This window comes from Rhizobium sp. ZPR4 (assembly GCF_040215725.1).
Classification (GTDB): Bacteria; Pseudomonadota; Alphaproteobacteria; order Rhizobiales; family Rhizobiaceae; genus Rhizobium; species Rhizobium rhizogenes_D.
The window spans coordinates 2,541,411-2,554,729 of sequence record NZ_CP157967.1 but is presented as its reverse complement, the minus strand read 5'-3'; the positions used below and the strand labels follow the sequence as shown (position 1 = coordinate 2,554,729).

At 60.8% G+C, this 13,319-nt stretch carries 17 protein-coding genes; 7 read left to right on the top strand and 10 right to left on the bottom strand.

All coding sequences use genetic code 11. The features are described from left to right. Positions 1-2: 2 nt before the first annotated feature. Entirely contained in the window at positions 3-395 is a 393-nt protein-coding gene (locus ABOK31_RS12575; protein WP_349956251.1) for a tautomerase family protein, read from the bottom strand. Positions 396-506: 111 nt separating this feature from the next. Here ABOK31_RS12575 and ABOK31_RS12570 point away from each other — a divergent pair, with 111 nt between their 5' ends. Further along, on the top strand, positions 507-1,448 hold the full coding sequence (locus ABOK31_RS12570; RefSeq protein WP_349956250.1) for a LysR substrate-binding domain-containing protein: 942 nt from the start codon (positions 507-509) through the stop codon (positions 1,446-1,448). Here ABOK31_RS12570 and ABOK31_RS12565 read toward each other — a convergent pair. The 6 genes from ABOK31_RS12565 to ABOK31_RS12540 form a co-directional block, all read right to left on the bottom strand. Next, positions 1,427-2,476 (bottom strand): alpha/beta hydrolase, encoded by a 1,050-nt coding sequence (locus ABOK31_RS12565; protein WP_349956249.1) that lies wholly within the window; start codon positions 2,474-2,476, stop codon positions 1,427-1,429. The two genes, ABOK31_RS12570 and ABOK31_RS12565, sit on opposite strands and share 22 nt — an antisense overlap. 100 nt (positions 2,477-2,576) lie before the next feature. Continuing rightward, positions 2,577-3,206: a hypothetical protein gene (locus tag ABOK31_RS12560; protein WP_349956248.1), complete on the bottom strand. Its 630-nt coding sequence runs from the start codon at positions 3,204-3,206 to the stop codon at positions 2,577-2,579. Positions 3,207-3,296: 90 nt separating this feature from the next. Beyond that, a complete protein-coding gene (ykgO, locus tag ABOK31_RS12555; protein WP_003582204.1) occupies positions 3,297-3,422 on the bottom strand; it encodes a type B 50S ribosomal protein L36 in 126 nt (41 codons plus the stop codon). 151 nt (positions 3,423-3,573) lie between these two features. Next, positions 3,574-4,632 carry a 5-(carboxyamino)imidazole ribonucleotide synthase gene (locus ABOK31_RS12550; protein ID WP_113349702.1) on the bottom strand — a complete coding sequence of 353 codons (1,059 nt, stop codon included), beginning with the start codon at positions 4,630-4,632 and terminating at the stop codon, positions 3,574-3,576. Then, on the bottom strand, positions 4,629-5,123 hold the full coding sequence (gene purE, locus ABOK31_RS12545) for a 5-(carboxyamino)imidazole ribonucleotide mutase (RefSeq protein WP_106999120.1): 495 nt from the start codon (positions 5,121-5,123) through the stop codon (positions 4,629-4,631). Before purE ends, ABOK31_RS12550 begins: the two co-directional genes overlap by 4 nt. 19 nt (positions 5,124-5,142) lie before the next feature. After that, the gene (locus ABOK31_RS12540; protein ID WP_075851912.1) at positions 5,143-5,346 is read right to left on the bottom strand and encodes a DUF465 domain-containing protein; all 204 of its coding nucleotides are present in this window, start codon (positions 5,344-5,346) and stop codon (positions 5,143-5,145) included. Positions 5,347-5,577: 231 nt separating this feature from the next. Between ABOK31_RS12540 and ABOK31_RS12535 the strand changes: the two genes are divergently transcribed. Beyond that, positions 5,578-5,751, top strand: coding sequence for a DUF465 domain-containing protein (locus tag ABOK31_RS12535; protein WP_047629072.1), 174 nt, complete (start codon positions 5,578-5,580; stop codon positions 5,749-5,751). A gap of 172 nt (positions 5,752-5,923) precedes the next feature. Here ABOK31_RS12535 and ABOK31_RS12530 read toward each other — a convergent pair whose 3' ends face one another. Continuing rightward, the gene (locus tag ABOK31_RS12530; protein WP_015341040.1) at positions 5,924-6,184 is read right to left on the bottom strand and encodes a metalloregulator ArsR/SmtB family transcription factor; all 261 of its coding nucleotides are present in this window, start codon (positions 6,182-6,184) and stop codon (positions 5,924-5,926) included. A gap of 222 nt (positions 6,185-6,406) precedes the next feature. On the opposite strand from ABOK31_RS12530, the gene ABOK31_RS12525 reads away from it, so the two are divergent. The 5 genes from ABOK31_RS12525 to ABOK31_RS12505 all read left to right on the top strand — a co-directional run bounded on the left by ABOK31_RS12525 (position 6,407) and on the right by ABOK31_RS12505 (position 11,498). Continuing rightward, entirely contained in the window at positions 6,407-7,060 is a 654-nt protein-coding gene (locus ABOK31_RS12525) for a thiamine phosphate synthase (RefSeq protein WP_349956247.1), read from the top strand. Positions 7,061-7,069: 9 nt separating this feature from the next. Beyond that, entirely contained in the window at positions 7,070-8,290 is a 1,221-nt protein-coding gene (locus ABOK31_RS12520; protein ID WP_349956246.1) for a tetratricopeptide repeat protein, read from the top strand. A gap of 193 nt (positions 8,291-8,483) precedes the next feature. Beyond that, positions 8,484-9,284, top strand: coding sequence for an inositol monophosphatase family protein (locus ABOK31_RS12515; protein ID WP_349956245.1), 801 nt, complete (start codon positions 8,484-8,486; stop codon positions 9,282-9,284). 135 nt (positions 9,285-9,419) lie between these two features. After that, positions 9,420-10,463 (top strand): flagellar motor protein MotA, encoded by a 1,044-nt coding sequence (locus ABOK31_RS12510; RefSeq protein ID WP_174176764.1) that lies wholly within the window; start codon positions 9,420-9,422, stop codon positions 10,461-10,463. Between the two features lie 3 nt (positions 10,464-10,466). Next, positions 10,467-11,498, top strand: a complete 1,032-nt coding sequence (locus ABOK31_RS12505; RefSeq protein WP_174176762.1) for a peptidoglycan -binding protein — start codon at positions 10,467-10,469, stop codon at positions 11,496-11,498. A 4-nt stretch (positions 11,499-11,502) separates the two neighbouring features. On the opposite strand, the gene ABOK31_RS12500 is transcribed toward ABOK31_RS12505, so the two are convergent. Together ABOK31_RS12500 and ABOK31_RS12495 are read right to left on the bottom strand one after the other, a co-directional pair. Beyond that, positions 11,503-12,747 (bottom strand): DUF6596 domain-containing protein, encoded by a 1,245-nt coding sequence (locus ABOK31_RS12500; RefSeq protein ID WP_349956244.1) that lies wholly within the window; start codon positions 12,745-12,747, stop codon positions 11,503-11,505. A 6-nt stretch (positions 12,748-12,753) separates the two neighbouring features. Continuing rightward, the gene (locus tag ABOK31_RS12495; protein WP_174176758.1) at positions 12,754-13,092 is read right to left on the bottom strand and encodes a YciI family protein; all 339 of its coding nucleotides are present in this window, start codon (positions 13,090-13,092) and stop codon (positions 12,754-12,756) included. Positions 13,093-13,319: the final 227 nt, after the last annotated feature.

Here is a 13,319-nt window from a genome sequence, read left to right as displayed (position 1 = left end):
TCTCAGACCTGCTCGATCATCTGCGCGCGGCCGTCGGCAAAGGACCAATCTTCGCGCGTTGCCGTCGTGATGGTAATCATGATGTCTTCGGGGCGGATACCGGGGGCGTCTGCAAGAAGCTCGGCAACGCGGCGATAGAAGGCCTTCTTGACCTCCGTGCTGCGCGGCTTGCCGATCGTTACATCGAAGAAGACGTAATCGTCCGAACGCGGCTTGCTGGCGAAATAGGTGCGATCGAAGATGAGTTCATGCGACTCCAGCTGATGAATGGACTGGAAGCGATCGGTCGGCGGCACCTCGAAGGCTTCGACCAGGGCGCGATGGAAATTATCGGACAGTGCCTTCAGATGTTCCGGCGACTTGCCGCGCAGAAGGGTGATACGGGTGAATGGCATGGGATTGCTCCTGTTTCCGTGTCTCTTGACGATCATAGAATGCCAGCAGATAATCATCCTGAAAATCAGATAATTCAGGATAAATAATCCCAAAAATATGGACTATTATCCATGCGAAAGGTCATCTTCGATCTCGATGTGCTGCGCAGCTTCGTCACCGGCATGGATCTTGGCAGCTATGCCAAGGCGGCCGACAGGCTCGGGCGTTCTACTTCTGCCATCAGCGCCCAGCTGAAGAAGCTTGAGGAGCAGGCGGGTACGCCGATTTTCCGCAAGGCGGGGCGGGGGCTGGCACTGACGGAGGCCGGCGAAACGATGCTTGGCTATGCCAGGCGGCTGCTGGACCTGAACGACGAGGCGGCCACGGCGCTGCATGGGACCGAGCTGGAAGGTTGGGTGCGGCTCGGCTTGCAGGAGGATTTCGGCGAAACGCTGCTGCCGGAAGTATTGGGCCGCTTCGCCCGCGCGCATCCCAAGGTGCGTATCGAGGCGCGCGTGGTGCGCAATGTGGAGCTTGTGGAGCGGGTGACGTCAGGCAAACTCGATCTTGCGCTTGCCTGGAGTGACGGTTTTCGCACTGAACATACAGACCGTATCGCCGAAGTGCCGCTCTGCTGGGTCGGTCCGGCGAATGGCGCGGTGCAATGGCACGCTGATGGCGGAGAGGTCATGCCGCTTGCCTCGCTGGAGGCACCATGTCTGCTGCGCAACATCGCCACGAAAACGCTCGATCGCGCTGGCATCGGCTGGCGGATATCTTTTGTCAGCCCGAGCCTCGGAGGGCTTTGGGCGGCGACGGCCGCTGGCCTCGGCCTGGCGCTGCGAACGCCGCTCGGCCTACCGCCAAAGGTACGGCAATTGACGTCGGGCGAGGCCGGTCTGCCGGCTTTGCCGAAGCTCGATCTCGTGCTGCATCGTGCCGAGGCGGTGGCAAGCCCGGCGACGGAGCGCTTGGCTTCGATCATGCTGCAGGCGGTGCGGCAGACGATTGAGGCCGTGCCGCAGAGCCGGGTCTTCGAGGATGTGCCTGACTACGATGTCGTGACAGCCTGAGATATGGCGCCGGACTGCGAAGTTTCCCCCGTCAGGCTGGCGATGCGGATTTCGGCCTGCGCAGCCAACTCATAAAGGTCACGCGGCTGGCCTGCCAGCCGCTCCATGGCGGCGATCGCCACATCCGTCGTCACATAATCCGGCTTGTGGCCGAGATTGCGGATGGTGACGAGCTCGGCGTCTGCAATATCCCGCGCAAGCCCGCGTGAATGCAATTCCTCCAGCACGACCTCGTCGCTGTCGCCGGTGATGATGACGGTGGGTGCCTTGATCTCGCTGTAGCGCGGCGCATGGGCGGAGACATAGGCAAAGAGATTGACCACATCGATTGCGTTGTTGCGGAAGGTCTGCGGCCGCAGCACCAGCTCAGGTGCTGTCTTCATGATATAGTCGGCCGGTCGCGCATTCGGGCGGAAGATGCTGAGCGTGCCGGTCTCGACCCGGCGCAAGCCGAGCGGGATGACGAAGAGCTGGGTGAAGAGCCAGCCGAAGACCGGCATGGCGGCGAGCGTATAGTACCAGTCGACGCCACCGGGCCAGGGGTGAGTCGCCGGAGCAAGGAAAAGCAGGCCCTTGGTCTTGTCGGGATGGCGCATGCCGAAGGCGGCGGCGATCGCGCCGCCAAAGGAGTGGCCGATGATAATGGCGCTCTTGATGCCACGCTTGTCCATCAGCCGGGCAATGGCGTCGGCCTGACCGGAGGGCAGGGCGTTTTCGGCAGAGCCACGTTCGGAATAGCCGTGACCGGGACGATCGACGAACAGCATCTCGGCGCGGCCGCTTAAAGGCGCTGCGAAGGCTGCGAGCTGATCGCGCAGATTGCCGCTGGCACCATGGATGAAAACCAGCGCAGGTAGATCCGCGGTCGTGGGGTGCGGCAGATGCACAGCGTTGAGGCGATAGCCGCCGATGTCGGTAAGCTCGCCAACATTGGGATAGGCCTGTTCGATGGCATGAGTCTTGTAGGCGGAAAAACCTGCGGCGAGAACGACAAGGAGAATGATGACGGCGAACAGAGAATCGATCATTGCGGCACGGATTAAATATCTTAAGACGCTAATCTAGCGCGATATTGCGGCTTTTCATCCCTTCGAATGCGATTTCCGCGGGGAAGACTGCGGCATAAAATCAGGTGCGGCTGCCGGCAAGTTTTTCCGAAAGCTTATTCGCTTCTTCCTGGGCGGATCGATTCGCCGGGTAGACTTCCAGAAAGCGGTCCCAGACCCTGAGAGCCTGTGCGTCGTTGCCGCCTTCGCTCAGGATCGCCGCCAAACCGGCCAGCGCGCCGAAATGGCGCGGCTCGATGCGCAGGACCTGATTGATGTCTTCCATCGACTTGCGATAGTCGCCGATCGCAAAATTGAGTGTGGCGCGCCGGTTCCAACCTTCGACATAGTCGGGCTTCAGCGAGATCACCTGATCCAGATAATCCATGGCAGCGCCATTGCGCTTGTCCTGAATGGCCTTGTCGGCCCATTGCATCAGGAGATTGATGGTAGCGCTGCCGGAATCGCCGAGCTCGGCATTGATCTGGTCCGCAATCAAGCTTGCCTGATCGGGATCGCGTTGCCGCTTCAGCGCTGTGAACAGATTGTCGAGCTGCTGCTTGGGCGACAGGGTGCCGGAGGAATCGCCGGGATTCTGCTTTTCCACAGGGTTCGGTTCATCAGCCAGCGCCGCATGGGGTGCAGAGGCAGTCAGAGCAAGCAGAATCGGCAGGGCAAAATATGTCAAAGCAAAAACGCGCATGGCGGGCATAGTAGCCCGCCAATGTCGAAGATCAAAACAAATTTGATGCGATCAACTAAAACTGAGGCCCGATCCATAGGACCTGAGCCGCGCGCTATATCAGCCCTGACGAGCCTTGTAGCGCGGGTTCAGCTTGTTGATGATGTAGATGCGGCCCTTGCGGCGGACGAGACGGTTGTCACGGTGGCGCGCCTTGAGCGACTTGAGCGAATTCTTGATCTTCATTTTTCTGATCCGCGATCTCTGAGGGGGAATGTCACATTCGCCCGGGTCTTTAACAATCAAAAGCGCGCTCAGGGCGCGCTCTTTAGGGTGGGGAGCAAATACCCTGTCGACCGTGCGCTGTCAACCATGTCAGGGCTTTTTCCCGCTCCTCTTAGCGGAGAAGCTGTGTGACATGGCCCATCTTGCGGCCCGGCCGTGCTTCTGTCTTGCCGTAAAGATGCACCAGCGTGTCGTCAAGCCGCAGCCATTCCGGCAGCGCCAGGATGTCGTCGCCGATCAGATTCGTCATGACGCAGTCCGAATGGCGATCAGGATTTCCGAGCGGCAGGCCGGCGACGGCGCGGATATGCTGCTCGAATTGCGAGATGACGCAGGCAGCCTCCGTCCAGTGACCGGAATTGTGGACGCGCGGCGCCATTTCATTGGCAATCAGGCTGCCATCGGCCAGTACGAAGAACTCGATGCCGATGACACCGACATAGCCGAGCGCCGTCAGTATCTTCTCCGCAGCCTCGCGGGCAGCCGCGGCCGTCTCTTCCGAAATGCTCGCCGGCAGTGTCGATGTGTGAAGAATGCCGTTGCGATGGACGTTCTCCGCCGGATCGTAGCAGGCGACTTTTCCGTCGCTTCCGCGAGCAGCGATGATCGAGATTTCGCGCTCGAAGGATACGAAGCTTTCGAGAATAAGGGGCACGTTGCCCAAGGCTGCATAGCCGCCTTCGGCGCTGTCGGCGACGGAGCGATAGACGCGCTGTCCCTTGCCGTCATAGCCGAGACGGCGGGTCTTCAGCACGCCTTGCCCACCGAAATCGGCAAGCGCCTTTTCGAGATCGGCCTGGCTGTCGACGGCATGGAAGCGGGCCGTCGGAATGCCGCAGCCATTGATGAAGCTCTTTTCGGTCAGCCGGTCCTGCGCCATTTCCAGCGCCTTGGGCGGCGGATAGACCGTTACCTGCAAGGCAAGATCCTCGGCGGCGGTCACGGGGACGTTTTCGAATTCATAGGTCACGACATCGCAGCGCTTCGCCAGTTCGGCAAGCGCGGCCGCATCGTCATAGGCAGCGGCAATCTGCGCGTTGGCGACATGGGCGGCCGGGCAATCGGCCTGCGGTTCGAGGATGATGGTGCGGAAATTCAGGCGTGCAGCCGCCATGGCCAGCATGCGGCCGAGCTGGCCGCCGCCGATAATGCCGATCGTCTTCACGTTCATAGGTCGTCCATTGGATATTCGGCGACCGCCGCGCTCTGGCGCGCTCGCCATTCGTCGAGCCGGTCGGCGATCTCTTCGTCGCCGAGGGCGAGGACGGCAGCGGCAAGAAGGGCGGCATTGACCGCGCCGGCCTTGCCGATCGCGAGCGTGCCGACAGGAATGCCGGCTGGCATCTGCACGATCGAGAGAAGACTGTCCTGCCCGGAGAGCGCGCGGGATTGCACTGGCACGCCGAAGACCGGCAGCGGCGTCATGGACGCTGCCATGCCCGGCAGGTGTGCCGCGCCGCCGGCGCCGGCGATGATGACCTTGAAGCCCTCGTCCCTCGCGCCCTTGGCGAAGTTCACCAGCCTGTCCGGCGTACGATGAGCGGAAATGATGCGCGCATCATAGGTGATTTCCAGCGCTTCCAAGGTGTCCGCGGCATTCTTCATGGTTTCCCAGTCGGACTGGCTTCCCATGATGATGGCGACAGGCGGTCTTTCGGTCATCATCGTTGCTTTGTACTCCTCAGGCTATGATATCGGGGATGATCTGATCTTCCAGCTTGGTCAGCTTGTCCTTGATGACGAGCTTCTTCTTCTTCATGCGCTGGATACGGAGGGCGTCGCAGCCCGTCTGGATCATGGCATTGATTGCGGCATCATAATCCTCGTGTTCCTGGCGCAGCCGCGCCACGATCAGCCTGATTTCCGCCTGTTCCTGATCGGCCATGTTCATTTCCCCAGCATATCGCGGAATCGTATTCGTTCCGCCTCCTGAATCCCGCAAGCTCCTATCACCAAATGACGGTAACGGGAAGTTATCCTTCATCACGAATTTGCCGCCTATAGGCCACGTTTTCGCCTTCGACAACGGCCGGATATTATGGCACAGTGGGAGGGTTGACACCTAGGGCCTTGGCGAATGGATGGTCAGGGCCCTTAAAGAGGAAGGAAGGGTCATATGACTGTTCAAGCTCATCTTGAATCGCTCGAAAAGAAACATGTCGCGCTCGAGGAGGCGCTGCATCTGGCAATGTCATCTCCCTCTAGCAATGATACGGAAATAGCCGACATCAAACGCAGGAAACTGCGTGTCAAGGACGAAATCCAGCGTCTGCGTTCCTCCGTTCACTGAGGCAACGCTTCCAAAGTTCAAAAAGCCATCGATCTTGGGGGCAAGAGAGGCGGATCGAAAGGTCTCAAGGCAATTTTCCGGCCAGGATCGATGAGCATTTCCGTCAAAACGGATGCGCCAGCGTCATAGCGTCGAAAGTAGAGGTTGGCGCAATTTTCCTGAAATAACGTCTTCAGGACCAGAACTGATCCAGCCATAAATTCAGCTTGTCAAAGCCGCGGCTGTTGACCGCGTAGATGCGCTTCGTGCCTTCGTTGGTGACGGAAACGAGGTTGCTGTCGAGCAGCGCCTTGAGATGCTGCGAGACGGCCGGGCGGCTGATCGGCAGGCCCTGCGCCAGTTCGTTGACCGTCTTGGGTGCGCGGCGCAATTCCTCCAGCAGATGACGCCGGTTCGGGTCCGCGATGGCTGCGAAAGGGTCCATGGTCGACATGGCGGAAAGCTACGTCAAACGCCAAAGGGCGGCAAGTTAATTGTGCGCTGCATGATATATTGTGAGAATGGTCGCTTGCGAAGGTTCGCGCGGCGCTGTCCTCTGCTGCGAACTGCCGGTTTCCGCCGCTGCCCCTTGTCAGAGAGAGCTAACGGATTTACTCACGACTATTGAACCGGTGCGCCATCGCTGACGATGGAAGCCGAAACCATGGAAGCTCGCATGACCGTGCCCGAAGATCGTTGCCGCCTCGTTCTCATCGTTCCCGACATTGCCGATATCGAGCAGCGGGCGAAGGCGGTTGCCGATGCCTTGAGGGGCGGAGACGTCGCCTCGGTGATCCTTCCGCAATATGGGCTCGATGACGCTACCTTCCAGAAACATGCGGAAAAGCTGGTGCCGGCTATTCAGGCCGCAGGTGCAGCGGCGCTCATTGCCGGCGACAGCCGCGTGGCGGGCCGCGCCAAGGCCGACGGGTTGCATATTGCCGGCAATATCACCGAGCTTACCGAAGCCGTGGAAAAATTCGTGCCGAAGCTGATCGTCGGCGGCGGCAGCGCAGCCGACAGGCATAGCGCGCTGGAGGTCGGCGAGCTGCGGCCAGACTATATATTCTTCGGCAAGCTCGATGGCGATATCAAGCCGGAGGCGCATCCGAAAAACCTGGCGCTCGGCGAATGGTGGGCTTCGATGATCGAAATTCCCTGCATCGTCATGGGTGGCACCGATCCGAAGTCGGCGCTGGACGTGGCCCTGACGGGTGCCGAGTTCGTCGCGTTGCATAAGGCGGTCTTTGCCGATCCTGCGGCAGCCCCTTCGATCGTTGCGGAAGTGAATGCGCTTCTGGACGAAAAAGCGCCACGGTTTGAGGATTGATAGCGATTCATGTCGTCAACGCCTCGATTCCGCCATCGATCTTTCCTTGCCGTGCTCGCAACCGGGTTTGTGGCATTTCCATTGCTGGCTGCAGCGCAATCGGGCAATGGCGATACGTCGTTGCCGGGTGTTTCGCAGCCGGCGGACAAGGGCGCGCGGCCTGATGACAACGCACAGCCCGATGATGACACAACCGTGCCGGATGCACCGCAGCACAGCGACAATGTGATGACGCGGCCTCTGGGGGCCGATGTCGGCACCTTCAAGACCGAAAAGATCCAGCCGGGCGCGGAGCCGAAAGCCGATAGTGACATCAAGCCGTCCCAGGGTGTCGGCGTTTTCGAGCGCATGGGGGCGAACTTGCCTGACTTGCCGCCGGAAAAGCCCTTCACCGGCAAGGTGGACGATGCCTATGGCGCCTTCCAACGCGGCTATTACCTGACCGCTTTTCAGAGGGCATTGCCGCGGGCGCAGCTTGGCGATCCGGCCGCGCAGACCCTGATTGCCGAGCTGATGGCGCAAGGGCTGGGGGTCAAGCGCGACACCAAGGATGCAGCCTTCTGGTACAGCAAGGCGGCCGAGGGCGGCGATCCGACTTCGATGTTCAAATACGCGCTGATCCTGATGGAAGGGCGCGATGTGCCCCGCGACCAGAAGAAGGCCGATGAATGGATGAAGAAGGCGGCCGAAGCCGGGCAGCCTTCCGCGGAATTCAACGTAGCCCAGATGCTGACGGCCGAAAATCCCGGTCCTAAGGGCCTGCAGATGGCGCTTCCCTATTATGAGAAATCCGCCGCGCAGGGCATCGCCGACGCGCAGTACGCCGTGTCGCAGCTCTATCTGAACCTTCCCGACCTGCCGCCGGAAAAGAAAGCTCGCGCGCGGGAGTGGCTGTCGCGTGCCGCCAATGCCGGCTTCGACACCGCGCAGCTCGACATGGGCATCTGGCTGATCAACGGCACCGGCGGCACGCAGGATCTCGAAAACGGCTTCAACTGGATGCGGGTTGCCGCCTATCGCGGCAATGTCGTCGCGCAAAACAAGCTGGCGCACCTTTATATCAATGCCATCGGTACGAAGCAGGATCCGGTGGCTGCCGCCACCTGGTATGTCATTTCCCGTCGCGCCGGCCTGAAGGATCCCGAGCTTGAGGATTTCTATCAGGGCATCGAGGACTATCAGCAGAAGGCGGCCATCGACGCTGCCAACAAGTATCGGCGCGCGCAGTAATAAGGGGTGTCGAATTCGGCCTTATCGGGCCTGATGTGACACCAGTTTGTATGCGCCATAGTCTCACCACTTGAAATTCCCCCGATTTTATGGTCTTGAGGCCGCCAATCTTTTATTTCCGCTGACGCTCCCGCTCCGTCGGGGCCTGCTTTCAGGCCCGATCAGCGCTTTCTGCATTACCCAAGGAAACCCGATGGCCCGTTCTGCTCTTCTCAATGTCATGGTTCAGGCTGCCCTCAAGGCAGGCAAGTCGCTCAGCCGCGATTTCGGCGAAGTGCAGAACCTGCAGGTTTCGGTGAAGGGACCCGGCGATTTCGTCAGCCAGGCGGATCTAAAGGCGCAGAAGATCATCCGCGACGAGCTGTTGAAGGCACGCCCGACTTACGGTTTCCTCGGTGAGGAAGGCGAAGAGGTCAAGGGCACGGACGGCGCTCATCGCTGGATCGTCGATCCGCTTGATGGCACCACCAACTTCCTGCACGGCATTCCGCTGTTTTCCGTCTCGATCGCGCTCGAGCGCAACGACGAGATCGTTGCCGGTGTCATCTTCAATCCGGCGACTGATGAACTCTATACGACCGAACGCGGCGGCGGTGCATTCCTCAACGATCGCCGCCTGCGCGTTGCCTCGCGCCGCGTGCTGTCGGACAGCGTCATTGGCTGCGGCGTTCCGCATCTCGGCCGCGGCAATCACGGCAAGTTCCTCATTGAGCTGCGCCATGTCATGGGCGAGGTTGCCGGTGTCCGTCGGCTCGGCTCCGCATCGCTCGATCTTGCCTATGTTGCTGCGGGCCGCTTCGACGGCTTCTGGGAAACGGGCCTGTCTCCCTGGGACATCGCAGCCGGCATTCTGCTGATCCGCGAAGCCGGCGGTTTCGTCTCCGATTTCCACGGCGGCACCGACATGCTTGGCACCAATTCGATCATCTGCGGCAACGAGCATATCCAGAAGGCACTCGCCGAAGTGGTTAAGCGACCGATCCCGACGAAGTAAGCCATTCCTCCGTTCGCTTTTTCGAATGACAAAACAGTCTGTTGCCAACGGACTGTTTTGTGCTTTCCGTCTCTTCAATTCGGCACAATGTTGCTCTAGTCTCCGCCTGCGGAAGATGCGGTGTCGGAGCGTGTGATGGAAAATGTGAATCTGTCGGATCTCGGATCGACCGACAACGTATCGGGAAATTACGCCTACAAGCTTTCAAGTCCGATGGCCTTCTTCTGGACGATGATTCTTTTCCTGGTCATCGTCGGCTTCATCGTGGCGATCCTTTTTCGGCAGGCTCAGGTCGCCTTCCTGCACAATCCCGGTCTCAATGGCCTGATCGTCGGTGTTCTGGTCGTCGGTATCCTGCTCGTCTTCAACCATGTGCTGATGCTGAGGCCGGAGGTTCGCTGGTTCAATCATTTCCGCGCAGTCGGCAATGCCGACAAGGTTGGCCGCAATCCGCGGCTGCTGGCGCCGATGCGGGCGCTGCTCGGCAACCGCCGTGCCATGCAGCTTTCCACGGCGACGCTGCGCTCGATCCTCGACTCGATTGCCACGCGTCTCGACGAATCGCGCGATACCTCGCGCTATCTTATCGGCCTCCTCGTCTTTCTCGGCCTGCTCGGCACCTTCTGGGGCCTGATCGGCACGATCGGCTCGATCAATGACGTCATCCAGGGCCTCGATGCCGGCACCGGTGACAGCGGCGATATTCTGAGCGCCCTGAAATCAGGCCTCTCAGGGCCGCTGGTCGGTATGGGCACGGCCTTCTCGTCCTCGCTGCTCGGTCTGTCCGGCTCGCTGATCCTCGGCTTCCTCGATCTGCAGGCCGGCCGTGCGCAGAATCGCTTCTATACCGAGCTTGAAAACTGGCTATCCTCGGTGACGGATGTCGGTTCCGACATCGCCCCGGTCATTGAAGGCACGGTGGGCGCCTCCTCGGAAGACGTGCGGGCATTGTCGGACTATCTGCGCAAGATTGCCGACGAGGGCGGCGGCCAGCGCTCGGTGACGGCCATGGCGAACCTTGCCGAAGGCATTCAGGGGCTGGTCAAGAACATGCGCAACGAGCAGCAGATGCTGCGCGACTGGATCGAGGCGCAGCAGGAGGAGGCCAAATCGATGCGGCGCACGCTCGATCGTCTCGCCGACCGGATCAGCCACACCGAGAAGACCGGGAGCAAGTAAGCCATGGCGCTCGCCCGAAACCGACGGCACCAGAGAAGCGTCGACTATTGGCCCGGCTTCGTCGATGCGCTGTCCACGCTGCTCATGGCGATCATGTTCCTGCTGACGGTATTCGTCGTCGGGCAGTTCATCCTCAGCCGTGAGATTTCCGGGCGTGACGAGGTGCTCAATCGTCTCAACAGCCGCATCAACGATCTCGTGCAGCAGCTGGCGCTGGAAAAGAGCGGCAAGCAGGATCTGGAAGATGCCGTCGCCAATCTGCAGGCATCGCTGTCATCGGCGGAAAGCGAACGCTCGCGGCTGCAGGCTCTGCTGGCTGCCGGTTCCGGCAACAGCCAGGCCGCAGAGCAGCGCGCCGGCTCGCTTTCGCAGGAACTCGACGAGCAGAAGCAGGTGAGCGCGCGGGCGCTGAGCCAGGTCGAACTCCTCAATCAGCAGATTGCCGCCTTGCGCAGCCAGATCGCAGCCGTCGAAGCCGCACTGCAAGCATCGGAATCCAAGGACCAGTCGTCTCAGGTCAAGATCGCCGATCTCGGCCGCCGGCTGAACGTGGCGCTGGCGCAGCGCGTGCAGGAGCTGAACCGCTATCGTTCCGACTTCTTCGGCCGCTTGCGTGAAATCCTCTCGGACCGTGACAATATCCGCATCGTCGGTGACCGCTTCGTGTTCCAGTCCGAAGTGTTGTTCCCGTCCGGCGCTGCCGATCTCAATCCGGCAGGGCAGGCGGAGATGACGAAGCTCGCGGCAGCTCTCATCGATCTCGCCAAGGAAATTCCGCCCGAGATCAATTGGGTACTGCGCGTCGACGGTCATACGGATAATGTACCGCTCTCAGGCAGTGGCCGTTATCCGGATAACTGGGCACTCTCGTCCGCGCGCGCCATCGCCGTCGTCAAGTTCCTGATCTCACAGGGCGTTCCTGCCGACAGGCTCGTTGCCGCCGGCTTCGGCGAATTCCAGCCGATCGCGCCCGGCGATACGCCAGACGCCCGCGCTACCAACCGCCGTATCGAGCTGAAGCTGACCGAAAAATAATCGGTCAGCCATTCCCTGGTGAAATGGAGTCGAGGCGCCGGAGCAGAAATTGCCGCACGGCCTCGCTGCTGCTCAATCCGACCGCGGAACGATAGGCGCTGCTCGCTTGCTCCGTATTGCCGGCTTCGACGAGTAGATGCGCACGAACGGCCCAATAGGGTTGGTAGCTGGCGATATCACGTTCGGCCATCCCATTGAGGAGATCCAGCCCCGCAGCAGCGCCTTTTACCTTGGCAATGACAGCGGCGTGGCTGATGCGCGCGCCGGTCGTCGGCTTCATCATCAGGAGCGCCTCGTAAAGCTTGGCAAGCGCCGGCCAGTCTGTCGCGCCGGAACGACGTCGTTCGGCGTGCACGGATTGAATTGCGGCCTGGCACTGGAACGGCCCGAAGCGGCCGAATGCACCGGCTTTTCGCAGCAGCCTGTCGGCCTCGATGATCATTTCGGCATTCCAGAGGCCAGTCTGCTGCTCGTCGAGAGGTACATAGTCTCCGCTCGCATTCCGGCGCGCGCCGTGGCGGGAATGGCTATAGAGCATAAGCGACAGCAGGCCTATTGCCTCCGGCTCCTCGGGCAGGGTCGCATGCAGCGCACGCCCGAGCCAGATGGCTTCGTCCGCAAGAGAACCTTGCTTTTCGTTTTCTCCGAGCCCCTCCCAGCCGAGACCATAGGCGGCGTAGATGGCAGCGAGCACGCCTGACAGCCGCTCCGGTAGCATTGGCTTCTCCGGCACGCTGAACGGAATGCGCGCTTCGCGAATTTTGATCTTTGCCCGTACAAGCCGCTGGCTCATCGCCTCCGGTGACAGGATGAAAGCCTTTGCTATCGTCGCCGCGTCGATGGCGAGCACGGTTTGCAGCATCAATGCCGCGTGAACAGAGACGTCGATGGCAGGATGGGTGCAGGCAAAGAGCAGCTTCAGGCGTTCGTCCGGAAAGGTCGAATGATCCGCATTCATGCGCTCTTCAGCCTCTTCCATCGCCATTGCTATCCTGGCGCGGCCTGCGGCTTTGACGGCTTCATGTCTGACGCCGCGAAGCAGATTTCGCCGAGCGGCGACGAGCAGCCAGGCTTCAGGGCTATCGGGAATACCGCGCTCCGGCCAGCTGCGCAGCGCTGCCGCAATCGCCTCGGACAAGGCGTCTTCCGCCGCCGGCACATCATGCGAGCGCGTGGCGAGAAAGGCGATCAGCTTGCCGTAGGATTGGCGCGCCACCTGTTCGGTGGCGCGTTCGGCATCGGACAGCATCGAGGCTTACATCTGCAGGCGCGGCCGGACTTCGACCGAGCCGTGCTGCGAGATCGGAACCCGCACTGCCCATTCCAGCGCCGCATCGAGATCCGGCACGTCGATCAGATAGAAGCCGCCAAGCTGTTCCTTGCCTTCGGGGAAGGGGCCGTCCTGCACATCATGGTCTTCGCCGCGGCGGCGGATGACGGTTGCCGTCTCGGGCGGGGTCAGCCCGGCGCCGCCGGTCATGATGCCGGCCTGCACAAGGGCCTGGGTGTAAGCGACCCAGCCGTTCCTGTAGGCGGGATCTTCACGGCGTTTGAAATCCTCGGGTGCTTCTCGAATGATCAAAGCGTATTGCATGGAGCTACTCCCACTCGCTGTGTTGGCTGGAGGCCGGTCGACGCATCATTGTGGACCTGATTCCAGAATGAGCAACGCCGCCCGCGAAACGACGTCCTGCCGCTTCGATACAATGAGCCTTGGCCAGAGATGATTTCGACAGAGGTAATCGTATTTTCTGAAATTTATTATCGAGAAGACAAAACGGCCGGCGTGCCCGATGGGCAGCCGGCCGTGAGTGGCTTTGC